This is a genomic window from Lysinibacillus irui, assembly GCF_028877475.1.
Classification (GTDB): domain Bacteria; phylum Bacillota; class Bacilli; order Bacillales_A; family Planococcaceae; genus Lysinibacillus; species Lysinibacillus irui.
Genome location: NZ_CP113527.1, coordinates 3,537,628 through 3,556,553 on the forward strand (window position 1 = coordinate 3,537,628; position 18,926 = coordinate 3,556,553).

Below are 18,926 nucleotides of genomic sequence, written 5' to 3' on the forward strand. Positions count from 1 at the left end.
ACTATATTCTTAGCAAGAAAATATTAGAACATTTCATCCACGTGAAAGCCCTTCCTTATCACAGTCATAGGAAGGGCTTAGTCAACTTTATATTTTTACAAGCGGTACTTCTTCTTTTTTTACGGCGTTAGCCATATGTGTAGTCGCCACAAAGCTTAATGTCATACCAGGCCCAATCGTAGCACCCGGTCCAGGATACGTTTCTCCCATGATCGACGCTGAACAATTACCTGAAGCATATAATCCTTCGATTGGTTCGCCATCTGCCTTAATAACCCGAGCATGTTCATCCACTACCAAGCCTCCCTTTGTGCCAATATCGCCTGGATATATACGTAATGCATAGAAAGGAGCTTTTTTGATCTCTGCTAAATTTGGATTTGGCAATGTTGGGTCCCCATAGTAATTATCATAGGCACTATCACCACGATAAAAATCATCATCATGACCATTTCGGGCAAAGTCATTAAAACGATTTACTGTCTCTATTAGACTTTCAGGCAGCACATCCATTTGTCTAGCAAGTTCTTCAATGGACTCTGCACTTTTCACGATGCCATGATCAAACCAGCTTTTTGGGAAGGCTTGTCCTGGGAACAGACCTGTAAAAATATAACGGCTTTTAGCAGAGGCATCAATGACTATCCATGAAGGAACAGCCTGTTGCGTGGTCTTTTGATGCTCGTACATGGTATCTACAAATTCATGATAAGGAGCCGCTTCATTCACTAAACGCTGTCCTGCGCTATCTACAACAATCATATTTGGTACGCCCCTGTCCGCTACTAGGAAGAAGGGTTGTCCTTGTGGATCAATAACAGAAGGCGCTCCCCACACTTTATCCATTAAATCTAATGTAGCGCCAATTTTTACACCTGGTTCTATAACGTCACCTGTTTGTCCCTCTGGTGAAGAAGTCCATGCAGCGTTCGTTGGGCTTGGTAAATATTGTTCTCGAAGTGCTTGGTTGTGTGAAAAGCCGCCTGATGAAAGAACAACACCTTTCTTTGCCTCAATTCGTAGCTCTTGTCCATCTCGTTCCACAATGATCCCCATCACTCGACCCTTATCCATCATAAAATCTTTAAAGGCCGTTGATAGCCAAAGCTCACCATTTGCCTCCGCTAGCGATAGTCGTAAACGTGCTACTAAAGCTTCACCTAACGCAACTGGCTCACTTTTTGTCACCTTTGATTTTACTAGGCGCATGCCTAATTTCAGTGCAGTTGTTTTACCTTTTAACGTCCGTGTTATCATATTAACTTTATGAAACTCATAGCTATTCATTGTAAAGCCCTTAGTTGATAGAGTTGCTCGACGCATAGTATGTGCTAAAGAGCCCATTTTCGTTAAATCGAAAATTAGTGGTTCAATGGAACGTCCCTGAGACAAGCCCCCTGGTTTTTCTGGATAGTAGTCCGAGTAACCTTTTGCATATTGGAAACGCATATGCTTAGTTTTATTGTATAAAAACCGCAACATTTCTGGGCCTCTTGTAATATAGGCCTCCTTTAAAGCTTCAGGCACTCGATCACCAACTGTTGAATCTAAATATTGGCGTGCAAGTTCATGTGTATCTGGAACACCTGCACCTTTAATAACATGATTATTCGGAATCCATAAGGCACCGCCTGAAATAGCAGAAGCACCACCATAGCGATCCGTTTTTTCAATTACTAATGATTTCAAACCTTGTAACTTTGCTGTTAAACCTGCTGTCAATCCCGCAGCTCCAGAGCCTACTACAACTACATCATAACTTGCATCCCATTTCATTCAACCATTCCTCCCTTAATGAGCTAAATCGATGAATCTGGTCTTCCTATTAGAAAGTATAGAATTAAACTAATATTCAGTCAATTTTTCCATCCCAACATTACACACAAAAAAAGGAGCGTCGACGCTCCCTTTAAGGTTTTAAAATCACTTTAATACAGTTATCTTCACGGTTACTAAATAGTTTATAGGCTTTACTTGCTTCCTCTAATGGTAGCTTATGTGTAATTATGTCAGTCGGATCAAACTTTCCTGCAGTGATTAAATCAAATAATTTTGGCATGAGATGAATAACAGGTGCCTGGCCCATTTTTAGAGATATATTACGTTCAAACAGATGTCCTAATGGAAATTGATTGTACTTAGCGCCATAAACACCTGTAATTTGGATTGTGCCAAATTTGCGTACTGCATCCATTGCAATTCGCAGTGGGCTTAATGTTCCTCCTTGTACTTTCATTTTTTGTCCGATAGCTTCTAAAGGTGTTTTTTTCCCATCCATACCAACGCAATCAATGACAACATCTGCTCCACCTTTCGTTATTTCACGAATATAAAAAGCCACTTCATCGTAATCGTCTAAATTAATAATTTCAACATTGTTCATTTTTTTCGCGTGGGCTAAGCGATAGCTAATATAATCAACAGCAATTACTCGCTTTGCACCCTTCATCCATGCAAATTTCTGTGTCAATAAGCCCACTGGTCCACAACCTAACACCACCACTGTATCGCCCTTTTTAACTCCCGCATTTTCCACACTCCAATAGGCAGTTGGTACAATGTCCGATAAAAATAAAAGTGCTTCATCCTCTAGCTCACAAGAGTCAGGAATGACAAAGGGCATAAAATTGCCATAGGGAACATGTAAAAATTCAGCTTGTCCACCAGGATAATTACCATAACGCTGGGTAAAGCCTACGTACCCTCCTGAATCTACTCCAAGATTGTCATTGGAATGATCACATTGACTTTCCATAGCATTGTTACAATAAAAGCAATCTCCGCACGATACATTAAAAGGTAGGATTACACGGTCCCCCTTTTTCACCTTGGTCACATCTGAACCCACTTCTTCTACAATGCCCATTGGCTCATGTCCAATCACATAATCTTTATACGTAGGAATAGCTCCCTGGTAAATATGCAAATCTGAACCACAAATGGCTGTCGAGGTAATACGGACAATGATATCATCCTTCTTTTTAATAGCTGGGTCCTCTACATTTTTAACTTGAATGTCTTTAATCCCTTGATATGTTACTGCCTTCATGTCAACATCTCCCTTTTACAAATTATCAAGCATCGATTCTGACACTATTCTCTCCTTCTCTACCCGACAGTATGCACAACAAACTTCCTTTATAGATTGTATACAGCCAAGTGGACAGAAAGCATAATCGTTTCTAGTTAGCATATATTTGGTAAAACAGCTTTTAGTTTAAGATAGGGCGGAGGAATTTACAGGTGAGTGCAATGATTCTTGGTGGATTTCTATTTTTTAGTGTGAGCATAGGAGGCGCGATTGCCTGGATTTTCTCTAAGCTATTTCAGCATACAACGCAAGGGCTATCTTTATTATGCGGGGGTTTTTTAGTCGGCTTACTGGTGCTAGATATCATCCCTTCTTCCTTTCAAATCTATCAGTCTTTCGGAGTCATTCTTGGTATTTTTATTGGTTACTTCATCTTTCAGTTATTAGATACCCTATTTCATGCTTCCCATGCACAAAATCCCTCAGTCTCTCTATTAACGCTAGCTATGATTATCCATACTATTCCCATTAGTCTCACCGTCGGCAATTTACTAGGAAACGCTGCATTAAGTATTTCGCTCACTGCGTCCATCATTCTTCATCATGTGCCAGAAGGTTTTGCTCTATCGACTGCACTCATTTCACAGGGTGAAAGGCTTTGGAGACTTTTTATTTATTTCTTTATCTTCTCTATTTTCTTTAGTCTTTTCATTTGGCTTGGACAATATTGGGCCTTAACCGAAAAGGCACAGGGCATTTTAATGGGGATTTCCATTGGATTGATTGCGACGGCCAGTATTTCTGAATTCATTTTGCATCAAATCCAAAAAGTCTCCTTCCGATCATTTTTTATGTATCTTTTCTTAGGCTATTTTCTCAGCTATATTTTCCATATTCTCGTTGAATAAAAAGGGGTGTCTCTATGGATATGAGACACCCCCTTTCCTATTAAGCTTCTTCACTCAATAGCAATAAAGTCATTGTTAAAATTTTTGAAACCTCTGCACGAGTTAGATTGCCTTTTGGATTAAATTTGCCATTCGTGCCATTTAATATTCCTAAATGCTGCAATAGACCAATAGCTTCTACTGTTTCTTTACGCATTTGGTTTTTATCTGTAAATGTGTTGTTTTTACTTACTTGAGATAGGTCAACTTCCATTGCTGTTAAGTACCTAGCAGTGATATAGGCCATTTCTTCGCGTGTAACAGGCTTTTTCGGCTGGAATTTGTCGCCGTCGAAAATATCTATTAAACCATATTCTTCAAGAATAGCTACTTCCTTTGCACCCCAGAAACCATTCAGATCCGTATAAGAAGCAGGACCCTCATAATCTTCATTCACATTTAAGCCAGAGGCACGGAAAATAATAGCTGCCAGTTCTCCACGAGTCACTTGACCATTTGGATTAAACGAAGTTGCCGTTGTGCCATTAATGATGTCTGTTTGATAGAGCAACTGGATATAGCTCTCAGCCCAATGCCCAATAGCATCCTTGAAATAACCACCTGGTTTTAACTCAACATCTGCACGACCAAAAACCATGATCATCCCATTTAAATCTTCAGCACTAACCGCTTCCCATTTACCAGCAGTATAGATTTCACTCTTGAAGCCATTTCCAGTTTGTGTGATTTTTATTTGGATGGCATTCCCGAATATTTTCTTAAATTCCTCATAGTTTTCCTTAAATTCTTTTTCTCCCTCAGGATAAAGATTTGTACCATCTTTGTAGGATTGAAGAATCGCCTCTAACGAAACCTTTACCGTAATACTATTTTTTGTTGTAACAATCGTTACCTCATTATTTTCAAAGCCTATTTTAGATAACAGCAACATTTTATAAACATCTTGATAAGACATGGCTTGTAATTGATTAGTGGCTGCAACAGCTTGCTTTGGATGGATGATACTTGCCACATCCACAGCTTCCTGTGCATATGCCTGCCCGCCAAATCCTCCTGTAAAACATGCAATACTTAGTGCGCCAGCTAACATTATTTTTTTCACTGTTCTTCCCCCTTAGATTCATAAAATCAGTGTACTAAAACAACAGTTTGTAAATCTATAATAAAATGTAAATTATGCAAGAATTATATAAAAGACCTATTTTTCACATATTAGCATTTTACTACTTCAATTTTTCAATTCGGAAGGAGTCCAATAAAGAAATACGATAATTTTTTATTGCTATAAGAGAAATTCACTCAAATTATAATAAAACATGTCGCTTTACATGATACAAATGTAACCTAAATTTATGAGTAGGTATAAAGTAGAGGAATGCCCTAAATTTAGTAAGTAGCTGCTTGGAATGGTTATCAGCTTAGAATTATATATCTAGCCCTTGAATTGCAATAGATGGCGGAAAGCTTTGCCCATTGAAATAGAATATCTTGTTCAAGTATTGGATTAAAAGACTCCACCATTTTTGGCATCTGTTAATCGTTTATGTATTCATGTCATTAATCGACTCTTTGAGAAAACCATTGTTCAATCATATATATTTAATTGTTAATACTGCATATATGTTGTGTCTTATTTGGAGCCCTGTAGTAACCTTTAAGGGGCTTATAGTACATCATCGTCATACACCTAATCATGATATAAACAACAGGAGTTTCAATGTGTGGTTTTTAGTATGGTAATTAACTTTTAAAACACCGCCATTTGGCGGTATTTTAACTAATTGGCACGTCGCTGTTGAATGGTAATAAATAGACCAAGTAAGTGATCAGTTGTCATTACACCGTTCCTTAAATCTTCTAAATGTGATTCTTGAATAACCCCTTCTTTGATTGCTTGTGCTATATAACTCTCCGTTTCTGTACGTATTGCTTTCGAAGCTGGGTTCCATGCTTGAGCCACTTTCGTCTCCTCCTCGTTTTCTACGATAATTAACTGGACTTTCTTTTTACTGCTGATAGGTACAATGACTTGTCCCTCTAATTTATAATTAGCTGGCATCTTCCAAGATTTCGGTACCTCGAAATGAGGTCGATCTTTATTACCTGTCCAATCACCACCCCATGTTATTCCTAGCTTACGAGCAATAGCTCCTACTCGTTTTAAAGTAACTTCATCATACAAAGATTGCGGGGGACCAATTGCAATATCCCATGCAAGGCGTGATGTATGATTGCTACTCAATGTCCAAGTTACAATTTGCCCTGGTCTAGTTCGACCTTGTGCATATAGGTAATTTTGTCTTTCCTGAGAACGATATGTTTCAGTAATAAAAATATTATTTATTCCTTCTTTATAGCATTCTTGAAATAATAAACGACATGCTATTTGAGCCACTGATAGCAACTGATCTAAATCTCTACAAGTCGTTGTTATATTCGTACTCATTTGCTGTCACCCTCATCAGATTGATCTTTTACAATCGCTAAAATATTTTTGATGAAATTTGGTGTTGGCAACCCCATCTTCGTTCCATTTTCGGTAATTGAAATAAATTCAAGGACGCAAAATGCAATAGCTGCTCCATCACCTGCATACTCGATCCCTGGAATCACAAAAGCAAGCAGGTAAATAGAACCTACCAACATCAAATAATAGATTTTTCTAATAATACCATTAACACCAATACGACTATTTAAATTATGATTAACAATTCCCGACAATATCCCAGTAATATAATCTATAGCCATAAATCCTATTAAAACAGTTACGGCAATACCCAAACCATTTACTGAGTATGAAATAAGAGCTCCAATAAATCCACCCAATGTCCCTATCCATTTTTCCACTTCACCACTTCCTTTTTGTAGAAAAGGCCTTCCATATATAGAAGTATGGAAGGCCTTTAGATAAGTTACGAATATTGTTGTTCATATCAGTTATTTTCTTACTTCTCCGCTGATTTGATTAAACTCTTGCTTAATTTTTTGTATAAGTGTGGGTCGGTTGTTTCCAAACGTTGCTTCAATGCTAAATCCTGTAGTTTCATAAATCTCTTTTATATCTGTTATTTGTGCATCCATCGAAATATTCCAATCAGAATTTTGGATGGTAATAACATCCCCTAAGTCATAATCCTTTTGATATTCAAATGGACTATTTGTTAAAACTTGTCCCTCTAAATACTCTTCCTGCATGAATTCTTTTAATTGTTGTTTTCCACGATCAACTAAAGCTTCAGTTATTTTCTCCTGTGATATTAATTGTTGATTTTCATCAACTTCAGCAATATCTCTTGCATCAATAAAAACTTCATGGCGTTTTGTTGATGTATAGTCACCTACCTCGATGATTCGCCGATCCACACCTTCACCTTGTCCAGCAACTATTGCTAGATTTTTGTAATTTAATTCGCTTTCTGTGTAATGCAATGATTTTAAACTTTCAAATTGAGGTGAAAAAATGACGGGTGGATTAACTGATTGCCCTACTGTTAAATTCCTACCTTCCATAACATCAAATATCCACTTTTTATTTTTTAAATCCAGTGTTACATCCCAACCTAACTTACTCGATAAAGAAAGAATGTTCATGTCTTCTGCTAAGTTTTTAAATCTAGTCGAATAACTTAGTTGTATACCACGCTGCTGATCAGTTTCTATTAACAAATGTGGTATTTTTCTTTTACTATTAATCGGATTCACAAGATTCTGATATACATAGTATTTCATTACAGTTTCAGCTGTACCGGTCTTTATATCATATGCATTATTTGCAGGGGGAATGGTAATACGCTGAGCAATAATCGATTTAAGAGAGTACCCCTTAATGAGCCAGTTTTCCGTAACCTTCCCACTTTCATCTAATTCAATTTCTCGATGTTTAATGATAAAAACCTTATTCAAATCTGTACCGATCAGAATAAGGTTATCTTTTAATAAAGTGTTAGCGTATTTTATATGGCGATTTATTCGTAATTCTATTGTTCCTACATCATACCATGAACGATTAAAAAACATGGACTCATAGTTGTCAATTTCAGCTAATATATCCATGTTTAAGGATAATATTCGGATAGGCTTGTTCATCCTAAACACCTTCTGTATTTAACCAATATTTTATCCCTCCAACTTTTTCAATTTCACTTTTTATAAATATTCACTTCTCTCATCCCCAAGCTTGTACTGTAATCACCAAAGTTTGAGCAGAGATTGTTGTAGAAGAATGGTAAGTCAATCTTACACGCACATAATTTCCATCAATAACAGTTTGGTATGTGCCATCAGTGTGAAAATACTTTGATACATTTGCCATAATAATACCATTACTGGTTGCACCACCTGCCTGACGAAAACTAGATTCTCCAGCGGTCAAAGATATGCTTGTTCCTGTCCTTTTTGAATTATTATCATAAGAAAAATCATGACAAATTATATTTGCGTGTTTAATGGTAAATCCAGCATCAAAAAGGAACTCAAGTTGATGTCTTGCTGCTGTTCCTACTTCGAATAAGAAGTATTGTTCTCTATATTTGAATGTTTGAATAGCTCTAACATTTTTAGCAATCGTCGCAAACTCTGCTGTTGGAGATGTTGCCACTCCCATGTCAGTAATAGCGCTTGCGACTAATGCTTTCCCATTACTGACAGATTGCTTTAAACCTTGTAGACTTGGCCCCCATGGTGACCACTGACCATTATAAAAATGTCTGATTTTCATATCTGCTTTATCACCAAGATATGACCTAGCAAATTGAGATCGACTACTATTTGGCCCAACAGTATTATAAAATATTTGGTCAATATACCAAAAATTATTACTACCTTCACTTTGAGCATTAGCATGGTTGGTAATTAAAATCGAATCTAGAGATGTATTTGGATCAGGATAATCCACACCAACTGATTTATCAGCTGCTATAAAATCTGCTTTCTTATCCCATTTTCCACGTTCTCCATCTTGAAGGTGCTTACTGTTGTCCGCAATATGTTGCTTCAAAGCATTATCATCAAAACTTGGCAAAATGTTACTATCAGCCCACGGACAAATATCATTTGTTCCACGTTCATCTACAACAGCTTCAGCTGAAATAAATGTCTGTCCCCCTACTACAAGAACTTGAGCTAAACTAATCTCGTAAAAATTTGCTGTTTGGGTTAATGGTGGTGCAACAGGATTTGCAGACGCTACACCCTTTTTAATAAATGCTTTGACATATCTTGCCTCTGTACTTAAATCCATTCTAATAACTATTCTGTCGATACGACTATTTCCAAGTGACTCCGTATCATGTAGCAATTCTTTTAAACTATCATTTTCATAATAGCGCCCTAATATAAATGCAACCCCTGTGTCAATGGTTGTCATCATATTAGATCCATTTGCTGTAACGTTTAATTGATTGCCGGCTGCTTTTAGAATGCCAGTATTTATTAACGTTTTAAAATAATCAGTAAACTCTTGAGCACTATATTCTCTATCATATGTTCCATCTTCTCTTTGTACTGGATCAAAAAATTTATATTTTTCTGCCATTTCATCACATCCTTATACACTTAAATATCTTTTTTTATACTTTACGTATACCTCAGGATTTCCACTATCAGTAATAAATGCAACCCTATTTTCACCTACCTCTAAGTGAAAGAAGGTTGACTGTAAATCAATGTAGTGGAATGCATTTTCTTTAACACCATTAGGATTCTCTATCTCGACTTTTTTATTGCCAAATGATGTATCAAGAATAAGTTTGTAGCCTATAGGTATTTCTCGATTTACACGAATAAATTCCCCAGTTGTTATATTGGTAATTTGGGGATTTACAACAGGTCCTCTGAACTCTACTACGATTGGTGTTGGTACATCACCATTATTAATTAGCACTTTCGAGTCACCTCGTGTTGCAAAACGTACAGGGAAATAAAAAGGAAATCTAAAATTACTAACAAAGTCTACTAACTTATAACTTTCAGTAGAAAATGCCTGCCAAAAAGGTGAAGGACAAAGAAAATTAATAATAGTTCGTTGAAATCTTATGCCATTGTTCTCTCTTCCCACACCAAAAACTGGTACATTTTCAACAACTGCTTGAATTTCTCGTTTTGTATTTCCTTTAATGTAAGTGAGCTTTCCAAGCCCAAATTTAGGATTGCATATAGTAACAAGCAGCTGCCGCTGTTCTAACATTGATAAGGTGTTTTCTGCCAATACTGCAACATTTAAAGCTATCGAACGCTGTTGTAGGTAGCTGTCTATATAAGTGCTACCGTCTTGAAATGGCGCAGATTGTGTTTGAATATCAGCACTAATATCCGCTTTCCCCTCAACAGATTGTAATAAGAAGGGCTTTTGATTGGAGAATTTAATGGATTGTCCACGTGCGTTTGTAAATATTACCTCTTCAATCATCAGATCATCCCCCATTCCATTGCTAATTGACGTTGTACTTGTTTATTTTTTCGGGCTATTTCTGACGGTGAAGGGTGACTATCATATATATAAATATTTGTATCTCCATTAGTATAGGTGCGAGATCTATCAATTGATGTAGCTTGGGAAGAACTTATACCTTTATAACCATCCATAGTTGAAGCTAACTGCTGTGTTGCAGTTGCAACCCTACCTGCTATATCATCAATCCCTAAAATTAATCCTTGGCCAATATTAATGCCAAAACTACGCATAACACGTGAAGGACTATGAATACCCAAGTTTTTCCGAACTGTATCTTCAACACTATCTGTTAAGTCATTCATTACTCCTTTTAGATTATTTTTTCTCTCGGCCATTCCAATTTCCCAGCCCTCGATTGTGTTTCTTCCAATAGCCATAAATACTCGAGACGGAGATTTAATACCTAGGATTTCCATTGCCCAGTTTGGAATAAGTCCTGCTAATTCTTCAATTTTCCTACGGACATTCCCAAACATATCACCTATTCCTGAAATCAAACCTAAGACAATGTTTTTACCTATACTTGCTAGCTCAATATTTTTCAAAAATGACTGTGCCTCATTCCACTTTGTTTCGATTTTATTTTTGACCTCTGTCATTTTGTCTTCGACTGTGGATTTCATCTCTTCTATTTTCCTACCAGGCCAAGCCTTTATTTCTTCCCAAATACGTATGGTGTCTGCTTTCATTTCTTCCCATTTATTCGAGGCACTTGCTTTAATATCATCCCACTTTTTTGAAGCATTATTTTTAAAAACTTCCCACTTGGAAAGTACTTCTCCAGTTTCCCAATTTACTTTATTTACATGTTCTTCAGCTTGGAGTTTTGCTTCACTAACAACTTTTTGATGCATAGATTCAGCGTTTTTAATGGTTTCATCTCGTTTACGAGCAGCTTCATCAATCACAGCTTGTGCCTCTTCTGCAGACATGGCACCAGTTTCATCTCGTTGTCTTATTGCCCACTTGTATGTTTCGTTGTATTGATCTTCAGCATCTCGTATAACATCTTCTTTTTGTTTCAAGGAGTTTTGGACAACTTCAGCAGCTTGCTCTGCTGAAATCTTTGAGGCTTCATTTTTTAAACTTTCTAAAATAATCTTTTGCTCTACCTCACTATCAGAAAGATGCTTTATTGCATTCTCCTTCATCATTTCTTGAATCAAATTAATTTCCTGTTGCTCTGCTTCTGTTATACTTCTATTGTTTTCAGCAGCATTTTGATAAATTTCTGTAATTCGTGCCTTTCCATCTGTAATAACCATTTGTTGCTTTGCGTGACTCTGTGCAACACGTTCTAAAATACTTGCTTCCTGCTCTTCAGTTAAAGCATTACTTGAAGCAAAATGGTTCTGCATTGTCTCAAGTTCTTGAGCATGATCAGCTTGCATTTCAGCTAACACTTGATCACCCATATCGCTATAAATGGCTATCATATTTGTCGCCATCTCTTGTGTTACTGTTTCTCCAGACCATGCTAGTTGATTAAGTGCCACTGTTGCTTGATCTGATAACTCTAAAAAGCTTCCTACTGACTCTGCAGTAGCTTCAGATACTTTCCCTTTCCAATCTTCCACCTGAATAGATGATTCATTAAGGTCCTTAGTTACTGCATATGCTGCGATTCCAATAGTTGCAAGTGCACCGACAGTAAGACCTATTGGTCCCGTTATTAAGGCTAAAGTAGCCCCTAATGCCGTGGTCGCCCCACCTGCAGCTCCAATTGCCACTGAAAATCCACCAATCGCGGTTACAATTGATCCAATACTTGAAATTAATGTTCCTCCAACTACTAGTAGAGGGCCAATAGCAGCTGCTAAACCTCCAATAATGACAATAGTATTTTGTGTTTCAGAAGATAAACTGCTGAACTTCTCTATCCAGGGTACAAAAACATCAAGAACTTTTTGAATAATGGGAATTAACACATTTCCGATGCTTATACCTACATCTACCAGTTGATTTTTCATTATAGCTATTTGAGATTCTGTCGTTTGATAACGCTCAGCTGCTTTATCAGATAAAGCCGTGTTTTCCTTCCAGGCATCTGTAGAAGAATTAACAGCTGATGTAAGTAAATCCGAAGCACCAGCCATACTTAAAAGTACATCAGTTTCATCACCATTAACCCCTAAATCTGCAAGCACATCTTTTAAGTTAGCTCCACCTTCAGACGATTCAGCTAACCCTTTTACCAATGCATCTAACGCAGAGGCCGCATCTGTTTCGAATGCCTTTTTAAAATCGGCACTAGTCATGTTAGCTACTTTAGCAAAACCAGATAAACTTTCACCGCCATCACCAACTGCCTTTTGAATCTTTTGCAAAACTGAAGTCATAGCTGCTCCCCCAGTTTCTGCATTAATCCCTAGGCTCGACATAGTAGCAGCGAGTCCCATTATTTGAGCTTCAGTTAAACCAATTTTAGAACCTTGCTCAGCAAATCCCATTCCCATCTTCATAATGTCGGAGGCAGCCACACCCATTGTAGTACTCAGATCAACAATAGAAGAACCTAATCGATCAAAGTCTCCTTGCCCCATTCCTACAATATTTGCAAATTCAGCAAACTCTTTTGCTGCCTGTTCACGTGTCATCCCCGTTGAATTGCCCATATCAATAACAGCACGAGAAAATGAAAGTAGATGTTCTTCTGCAATTCCTAGCTGTCCTGCAGATTCAACAACTCCTGCAATTTCAGTAGCACTTACTGGAAGCTCCTTAGCCATACTACGAATTCCACTTTCAAGCTTCTTAAAATTTTCCTCACTTGTGTTTACAGTTTGACGCACACCAGCAAAAGCACTTTCAAAATCTACAGCAGCATTTAGGGCATATACACCAAAAGCTTTAACAGGAGCTGTAATCGTGGACATACTTTCTCCGACAGTCTTTAACTTTCCACCAAGCTCTTGAAATTTGTTCCATTTTGATGATTGTTCACTTAATTGCTGATCAACTTCTTTTAGCTGTGTATTTAAACTATTGTATTCAACAAGAGCTTCATTCACAGCAATTGCTTGTTTTTCTATTTCTTCAGTATTTGCTGAACCTGAGGCTATTAATTCATCATACTTTCTACGTTGCTCCGTAAAATTAAGGTTTGCAGCTTCAACAGAACGTGTTAGAATATTGTGTTTATTCGTTAAACCTTCCACCGAACTTTCATATTCATTACCTAGTGCTTGTAATGCCCTTAATTCAGCTCCCATTGCTGTCAAATTACGAGTTGATTGTTCTATAGAGCCATTAAAATTCGTTGTATTTAAATTAAGCTCAACAGCACTAATTTCTGCCATATTCAATCACCACCTTTATTCCATCACAACCAGGAAATTTCATCAGCTGTGACTTCCTCTACTTCATCAATATCAACTATTAGTTCGAACCAAAAATGAATATCCATTTCGTCTACCTCATGTAGTTTATAACCCTCTTTTATCAATTTTCTATAAAATAATTTAATATGTTGATAAGGAGTTATTTCACTTACTTTCCCTCCTCATCATTTATAATGCTTTTTGTTTCTAGTCCTCCAATGTTAAGAACACTATTAAAAACGCGCATAATTTCATCTTGCAATTTTCCTGCCTCTAACCCATCCCAAACATCATCCATTGTGAATTGGTTCTCAAACACATTGACAACAAAGGCAATCATTTCATCAAACGTTTCAACAGAAATTTCATTTCCTTCTTGTCTCATTTTCTCATTCATTTTTAAAGCATTGCGAAAAACTCGGGCTTTCACAAAGTCATTTGAAAATTGTTTTTCTTGTCCATCAATTTTTAACGTAATTTGCATTTCGTTATTCATCCTTTCTAGTAACTTTCTATTCTGAATAAAGAAGAAACCCTATAAAGGGTTTCTTTTTTTAAGGCGTTACAACAGTTTCACTTGGTTTTGCGACAGAGGCAAAGAATGTTTCGGCTGTCACCGTTACTCCTGCATCTCGTGTGTCTACCGTATGTTTAATTACTCCATCAATTAATGGCAATGCCTCACCACCGAATGGATATACCTTGTAACCTGTTTCACCTTTCTTACGAGTCGAATTTGTTTCTTCACCTAATTTCAATTTTGCCTTTAATAGCCAAACAAGCTTAGTTCCCGATTCAAATCCAATAGCAATTGGATTCGGTGTATCATTTGAATTTGTAATGATACCTCCTTCTGCTGACTTCTTATGCCCGTACCAATCTACTAGCACTTCAGTAGGTAAATCAGCCGTTTCCCCTGCAATTGTAATCGAATCCAATTGTGCTTCCTGATCTACTACGCGGTCACCTGCATCTAAATGCGCTTCTGAGAAGTTAGGTGTAAGTGTCATGGAAATAGGCATGGTTAAAGTTTTAACTTCACCCCATGTCTCTGTTTGTTCATTTGTCATTAGTGCATAATGAATACGTTTTAAGCTAAGTTTTTGTGGTTTTTCATTTAAAATTGTCATTTACATGACCTCCATATTTTTTATTATTATTCATCACAGAAGACGAATTGAAGTACCCTGTTATAATGGGATTCACCGGCAATATAAGGCTCATCATATTCTAGAATCCGTTCAAATTCTGCATTTCCCATCAAATGTTTAATACTCTCTGCTAGCTGATGATAGTTTATATTGGACCATACATTAATTTGAATAATCCTCTCAGTTTCAATTTCGTTTCCACCAGCTACAAAGATTGGCTTTGCACTTATTTCTAAAAAAGTAATAAACTGATTTGGTTTTTCGGAATCTTTAGGAAATCCATTAAAAATGATAGGCAAACCTAATGGCTCTAAAATAATAGGAATATGATTCATTAGATCCTTCATATTTATTTCTCCTAACTCATTGAAAAGTTATAAAGCACAGTCAATGCTAGATTTTTAATATATTCCCCTTAAGTGAATGAAAAATTGAACTTCTAAAATAAAGAATCAATTCAACTACAGTCATTCTACAATTGTTGATTTTTTGCAAACTAAAAACGCCTACTGACAATAACTCAGTAGACGTTATCTTTTGATCTCTTTTAATCACGTTTTTTCACCACCTTTCAATAATATTTTTAATACTGCTAGCTACTTTCAACCATATTTTTAATTTCAGCCATACTATTACAAATACTATGTTTCAATGTAGACTCAATTTTCTTTAACTTATCAAACTGGAAACTATTAACATTTTTCATTTCAAGATATAGTTTCCTTAATTCGCCTTGAAGTTTTCGTATATTATCATCAGTGTAATAACATACGTATTCTCGGCCACAGTTAGGGCAAGAAAAATAGTTTTTTTCAATTGTATGGTTCAGTCTTTCTTTCTTAAAATATTGAACATAGAATTTATAACCACATGACTTATTACATTTTGCATATAGTACTTCCATCCAATCGTCTCCTTAAATGAGTATTTTAAAAGACCACTCTATTTGAGTGGTCTTTAGCTAACATAATTCATGTAAAGTTAACATTTCATATCACAATCTTCTACATTAACATCATATAATGGAATTTCTATACTTTCTATTCAATCATCTGAGTGTCAGTAAAAGGAAAGAAACTAAAAATAATTTTCAGCTAAAATGTACTTCAAATAACCGAACTTTTACATTACCATCATATTACGAGTTAGCAATCCTTTCTATACAATCTAGTTGGTGTCAATTAAGTGAAAGCTATAATTTAGGCAATAGAAAAGACCACCTTTAACAAAAGTGGTCACCCCATTATTTAATATTCATAAGATCCTACTAATCCAATTAATTTGTTAGTTTAATTTCATGAGCAAATTTTATCATCTTCGCAATTTCTGCATGCTTTTTGTAAATATAACTTGCACTGTAATTTAATACTTCCGCTATTTCTTCTAATGTCATGCCATCCACATATTTCAACTTTAATATTTTATGATTCAGTCCACTAAACTTGCTAATAAGGTCCAAGAAATTTTTCTGTTCCATCAGTTTAACTTGCAACTCTCGTTCAATTCGTTCAATACGTTCTTCTAGTTTCGCTCCATCTGATTCAGCAGTAAGTTTTACCCCAGCCAAATCCCCAGTAACCCATCGTTTTAATTCTTTTTGTGATCGCTCAAGGTTATATTCTAAAAAAGCAATTTCATCCTCAATTTGCTGGTAATCTAGTAACCATTCGTACATATATAACACCCACCCTTTTGGATTTCTGAATTTTTTTCTAATTTCACTTTTGAACTGTTTACATTTTATAAAACACCTTTAAACGGTATTTCATGTGAACAACTTACTTCTTCTCATTTCTTTTTTACAACGATACTTATTAAATTGCACTTCTAACTCCCCCTATTATCCAAGTAATTTATTAACCATATAACAAGTTATCTCCAATATAGTACCTTTAAACGGTATAGTCAAGATAAAAATACTCTTAAACGGTATTATTAGGTTTACATCACTACTTTTTATCAGTATTATTATTATAAGGTGGTGATGAAATATGGATAACTCGGATAAATTAAAGAGGGTTTTTTCAAAAAACTTAAAACTTCAATTAGAGAAGAAAGGTTTAAATCAAACAGACATGGCGAGGGAACTAAATATACCTGAAACAACTGTATCTAATTGGATGAAAGCTAGTACGTACCCTAGACACGATAAAATTCAATTAATGGCAGACTATTTTAATATAAGACGCTCTGATTTAACAGAAGAACAACCAACAAACTTAATAGAGGTACAGCCTAACTTTGTTAAAATTCCAATTTTAGGTGTGATCGCTTGTGGAGAGCCGATAATCGCACAACAAAATGTAGAAGGGTATTTGTACGAGTTTTCAGAATTACTGCCAACAGGTAATATTTTCGCTCTTGTGGCTAAAGGTGATTCAATGGAACCAACCATACCAAACGGCTCTAAAGTGCTTATAAGGGAGCAGAGTGAAGTTGAATACGGTGAAATAGCGGCTGTACTTGTAAATGGTGATACTGAAGCGACTCTTAAACGCGTAAAAAAACAGGGTGATACGATTTTACTTATGCCAGATAACCCCAAACATGAACCTTATATAGTGGATGAGAATAATCCTGCAAAAATTATTGGAAAAGCTATTAGTTTTAAGGTTACATTATAATTTCACAGTCATAGAAATAATAATTAATGAAAAGATAAAAGTAAATAATTTTATAGATTAAGCATGTCACTCAATTGGGTGACAATTTTTTTATGACTAATTTTTAATGTAAATTCGCACATACTACTCAAATAGAGTTTTTAACTAGCCATCCATTCTTTTTATACTTATATAATATCAGGGGCTATCATTTGATTTTTATTCCAGGGTAGAAGTAGTATGGAATTGTAACAAAGGAATATCTACATATCCCAACTATTATATTAATGTAACAATTTCGAAGGAGGAATTTCGATGAATTATCAAAACATTACGGTTGCAGGTAGTGGTGTATTAGGAAGTCAAATTGCTTATCAGTCTGCGTTCAAAGGGTTCAATGTAACAGTTTACGACATTAACGATGAGGCTCTAAAAAATGCACAGGACCGAATCACAAAATTAAAACCATTGTATCAACAAGACTTAGGTGCAACTCAAGAAGAAGTGGATGCTGCCTATGCACGTCTTACCTTCAATAGTGACTTGGCTCAAGCCGTTGCCAATGCTGATCTTGTAATTGAAGCCATTCCTGAAGTTGTTAGCATCAAAACAGAATTTTACACAAATCTTAGTAAAGTAGCGCCAGCAAAAACAATCTTTGCTACGAACTCATCTACTTTATTACCGAGCCAATTTGCTGAAGCAACTGGCCGTCCTGAGAAATTTTTAGCGCTTCACTTTGCTAATACTATTTGGAAAAACAATACAGCTGAAATTATGAAACACCCAGGTACAGATATGAAGGTATTTGATGAGATTGTTGAATTTGCACGTGCAATCGGCATGGTACCACTGCCATTATATAAAGAACAACCTGGCTATATTTTAAACTCATTGCTCGTGCCATTTTTAGATGCAGCTGAATCTTTACTTGTAAAAGAAGTGGCTGATCCAGAAACAATTGATAAAACATGGATGATTGGTACAGGCGCTCCACTTGGACCATTTGCTATCCTAGACATCGTTGGCATTAACACTGCTTATAACATTGTGGAAGCGAAAGCGACTGCAACTGGTGATGAGAACATGAAAAAATTAGCCAACCTCTTAAAAACAGAGTATATCGAAAAAGGCAAACTTGGCCGTGCAACAGGTGAAGGCTTCTACACATATCCAAATCCAAGCTTTGCAAAACCAGATTTTCTAAAAGGCTAATGATATCGAAAGAGCAATTGTCCTCTTTAAAAGGATCATTGCTCTTTTCCTTAGTTTATATAAAAAAATCCCAAAAACTAGGTGTATCATTAAATTCTTGCTTTGCCAGCTTTTCAATAATTTTTAATTTGATCTCCTGTTCCAAGTCCTCTCTTTCCTGATAGCTTGTTTGGTGAAGACATTGCTTAATTTTTGGTGTAAAGTTCTCGATGATCATTAACGCTTCCTCATTGTAGTTGTTTTCCAT

Annotated in this window: 18 protein-coding genes; 3 read left to right on the forward strand and 15 right to left on the reverse strand. The window is 36.1% G+C overall.

Annotation, left to right across the window (positions count from 1 at the left end):
- Positions 1-87 precede the first annotated feature (87 nt).
- Both OU989_RS17840 and OU989_RS17845 read right to left on the reverse strand, forming a co-directional pair.
- Positions 88-1,776, reverse strand: coding sequence for an FAD-binding protein (locus tag OU989_RS17840; RefSeq protein WP_274794301.1), 1,689 nt, complete (start codon positions 1,774-1,776; stop codon positions 88-90).
- A gap of 133 nt (positions 1,777-1,909) precedes the next feature.
- Positions 1,910-3,049: a zinc-dependent alcohol dehydrogenase gene (locus tag OU989_RS17845; protein ID WP_274794302.1), complete on the reverse strand. Its 1,140-nt coding sequence runs from the start codon at positions 3,047-3,049 to the stop codon at positions 1,910-1,912.
- 203 nt (positions 3,050-3,252) lie between these two features.
- On the opposite strand from OU989_RS17845, the gene OU989_RS17850 reads away from it, so the two are divergent.
- Positions 3,253-3,939 (forward strand): ZIP family metal transporter, encoded by a 687-nt coding sequence (locus OU989_RS17850; protein ID WP_274797374.1) that lies wholly within the window; start codon positions 3,253-3,255, stop codon positions 3,937-3,939.
- Between the two features lie 40 nt (positions 3,940-3,979).
- On the opposite strand, the gene OU989_RS17855 is transcribed toward OU989_RS17850, so the two are convergent.
- The 12 genes from OU989_RS17855 to OU989_RS17910 all read right to left on the reverse strand — a co-directional run bounded on the left by OU989_RS17855 (position 3,980) and on the right by OU989_RS17910 (position 16,536).
- Positions 3,980-5,041 carry an S-layer homology domain-containing protein gene (locus OU989_RS17855; protein ID WP_274794303.1) on the reverse strand — a complete coding sequence of 354 codons (1,062 nt, stop codon included), beginning with the start codon at positions 5,039-5,041 and terminating at the stop codon, positions 3,980-3,982.
- 675 nt (positions 5,042-5,716) lie between these two features.
- On the reverse strand, positions 5,717-6,385 hold the full coding sequence (locus OU989_RS17860; RefSeq protein ID WP_274794304.1) for a M15 family metallopeptidase: 669 nt from the start codon (positions 6,383-6,385) through the stop codon (positions 5,717-5,719).
- Complete coding sequence (locus OU989_RS17865; RefSeq protein ID WP_274794305.1) at positions 6,382-6,786, reverse strand: phage holin family protein; 405 nt, start codon at positions 6,784-6,786, stop codon at positions 6,382-6,384. Before OU989_RS17865 ends, OU989_RS17860 begins: the two co-directional genes overlap by 4 nt.
- A 90-nt stretch (positions 6,787-6,876) precedes the next feature.
- Positions 6,877-8,025, reverse strand: coding sequence for a siphovirus ReqiPepy6 Gp37-like family protein (locus OU989_RS17870; protein ID WP_274794306.1), 1,149 nt, complete (start codon positions 8,023-8,025; stop codon positions 6,877-6,879).
- A 79-nt stretch (positions 8,026-8,104) separates the two neighbouring features.
- Positions 8,105-9,472: a pyocin knob domain-containing protein gene (locus tag OU989_RS17875; RefSeq protein WP_274794307.1), complete on the reverse strand. Its 1,368-nt coding sequence runs from the start codon at positions 9,470-9,472 to the stop codon at positions 8,105-8,107.
- A 12-nt stretch (positions 9,473-9,484) separates the two neighbouring features.
- Entirely contained in the window at positions 9,485-10,345 is an 861-nt protein-coding gene (locus OU989_RS17880; protein ID WP_274794308.1) for a phage tail family protein, read from the reverse strand.
- Positions 10,345-13,689: a phage tail tape measure protein gene (locus OU989_RS17885; RefSeq protein WP_274794309.1), complete on the reverse strand. Its 3,345-nt coding sequence runs from the start codon at positions 13,687-13,689 to the stop codon at positions 10,345-10,347. The genes OU989_RS17880 and OU989_RS17885 overlap by 1 nt, the downstream gene beginning before the upstream one ends.
- Before the next feature lie 190 nt (positions 13,690-13,879).
- Positions 13,880-14,194 carry a phage tail assembly chaperone G gene (gpG, locus tag OU989_RS17890; protein ID WP_274794310.1) on the reverse strand — a complete coding sequence of 105 codons (315 nt, stop codon included), beginning with the start codon at positions 14,192-14,194 and terminating at the stop codon, positions 13,880-13,882.
- Between the two features lie 70 nt (positions 14,195-14,264).
- Positions 14,265-14,840 (reverse strand): major tail protein, encoded by a 576-nt coding sequence (locus tag OU989_RS17895; RefSeq protein ID WP_274794311.1) that lies wholly within the window; start codon positions 14,838-14,840, stop codon positions 14,265-14,267.
- Between the two features lie 26 nt (positions 14,841-14,866).
- Positions 14,867-15,208 carry a hypothetical protein gene (locus OU989_RS17900; protein ID WP_274794312.1) on the reverse strand — a complete coding sequence of 114 codons (342 nt, stop codon included), beginning with the start codon at positions 15,206-15,208 and terminating at the stop codon, positions 14,867-14,869.
- Positions 15,209-15,453: 245 nt separating this feature from the next.
- Complete coding sequence (locus OU989_RS17905) at positions 15,454-15,765, reverse strand: hypothetical protein (protein ID WP_274794313.1); 312 nt, start codon at positions 15,763-15,765, stop codon at positions 15,454-15,456.
- A 372-nt stretch (positions 15,766-16,137) separates the two neighbouring features.
- Positions 16,138-16,536 carry a hypothetical protein gene (locus OU989_RS17910; protein ID WP_274794314.1) on the reverse strand — a complete coding sequence of 133 codons (399 nt, stop codon included), beginning with the start codon at positions 16,534-16,536 and terminating at the stop codon, positions 16,138-16,140.
- A gap of 316 nt (positions 16,537-16,852) precedes the next feature.
- Here OU989_RS17910 and OU989_RS17915 point away from each other — a divergent pair, with 316 nt between their 5' ends.
- Together OU989_RS17915 and OU989_RS17920 are read left to right on the forward strand one after the other, a co-directional pair.
- Positions 16,853-17,485 carry a LexA family protein gene (locus tag OU989_RS17915; protein ID WP_274794315.1) on the forward strand — a complete coding sequence of 211 codons (633 nt, stop codon included), beginning with the start codon at positions 16,853-16,855 and terminating at the stop codon, positions 17,483-17,485.
- A 294-nt stretch (positions 17,486-17,779) separates the two neighbouring features.
- The gene (locus OU989_RS17920; protein ID WP_274794316.1) at positions 17,780-18,679 is read left to right on the forward strand and encodes a 3-hydroxyacyl-CoA dehydrogenase; all 900 of its coding nucleotides are present in this window, start codon (positions 17,780-17,782) and stop codon (positions 18,677-18,679) included.
- Between the two features lie 55 nt (positions 18,680-18,734).
- Here the strand turns inward: OU989_RS17920 and OU989_RS17925 are convergent, their stop codons facing one another.
- Entirely contained in the window at positions 18,735-18,926 is a 192-nt protein-coding gene (locus OU989_RS17925; protein ID WP_274794317.1) for a hypothetical protein, read from the reverse strand.

Excerpts from the sequence above, each read along its gene's own strand:
- OU989_RS17840 (WP_274794301.1), bottom strand. The coding sequence starts at position 1,776 with ATGAAATGGGATGCAAGTTATGATGTAGTTGTAGTAGGCTCTGGAGCT.
- OU989_RS17845 (WP_274794302.1), bottom strand. The coding sequence starts at position 3,049 with ATGAAGGCAGTAACATATCAAGGGATTAAAGACATTCAAGTTAAAAAT.
- OU989_RS17850 (WP_274797374.1), top strand. The coding sequence starts at position 3,253 with ATGATTCTTGGTGGATTTCTATTTTTTAGTGTGAGCATAGGAGGCGCG.
- OU989_RS17860 (WP_274794304.1), bottom strand. The coding sequence starts at position 6,385 with ATGAGTACGAATATAACAACGACTTGTAGAGATTTAGATCAGTTGCTA.
- OU989_RS17870 (WP_274794306.1), bottom strand. The coding sequence starts at position 8,025 with ATGAACAAGCCTATCCGAATATTATCCTTAAACATGGATATATTAGCT.
- OU989_RS17875 (WP_274794307.1), bottom strand. The coding sequence starts at position 9,472 with ATGGCAGAAAAATATAAATTTTTTGATCCAGTACAAAGAGAAGATGGA.
- OU989_RS17880 (WP_274794308.1), bottom strand. The coding sequence starts at position 10,345 with ATGATTGAAGAGGTAATATTTACAAACGCACGTGGACAATCCATTAAA.
- OU989_RS17885 (WP_274794309.1), bottom strand. The coding sequence starts at position 13,689 with ATGGCAGAAATTAGTGCTGTTGAGCTTAATTTAAATACAACGAATTTT.
- gpG (WP_274794310.1), bottom strand. The coding sequence starts at position 14,194 with ATGCAAATTACGTTAAAAATTGATGGACAAGAAAAACAATTTTCAAAT.
- OU989_RS17895 (WP_274794311.1), bottom strand. The coding sequence starts at position 14,840 with ATGACAATTTTAAATGAAAAACCACAAAAACTTAGCTTAAAACGTATT.
- OU989_RS17900 (WP_274794312.1), bottom strand. The coding sequence starts at position 15,208 with ATGAAGGATCTAATGAATCATATTCCTATTATTTTAGAGCCATTAGGT.
- OU989_RS17905 (WP_274794313.1), bottom strand. The coding sequence starts at position 15,765 with ATGGAAGTACTATATGCAAAATGTAATAAGTCATGTGGTTATAAATTC.
- OU989_RS17910 (WP_274794314.1), bottom strand. The coding sequence starts at position 16,536 with ATGTACGAATGGTTACTAGATTACCAGCAAATTGAGGATGAAATTGCT.
- OU989_RS17915 (WP_274794315.1), top strand. The coding sequence starts at position 16,853 with ATGGATAACTCGGATAAATTAAAGAGGGTTTTTTCAAAAAACTTAAAA.
- OU989_RS17920 (WP_274794316.1), top strand. The coding sequence starts at position 17,780 with ATGAATTATCAAAACATTACGGTTGCAGGTAGTGGTGTATTAGGAAGT.
- OU989_RS17925 (WP_274794317.1), bottom strand. The coding sequence starts at position 18,926 with ATGGAAAACAACTACAATGAGGAAGCGTTAATGATCATCGAGAACTTT.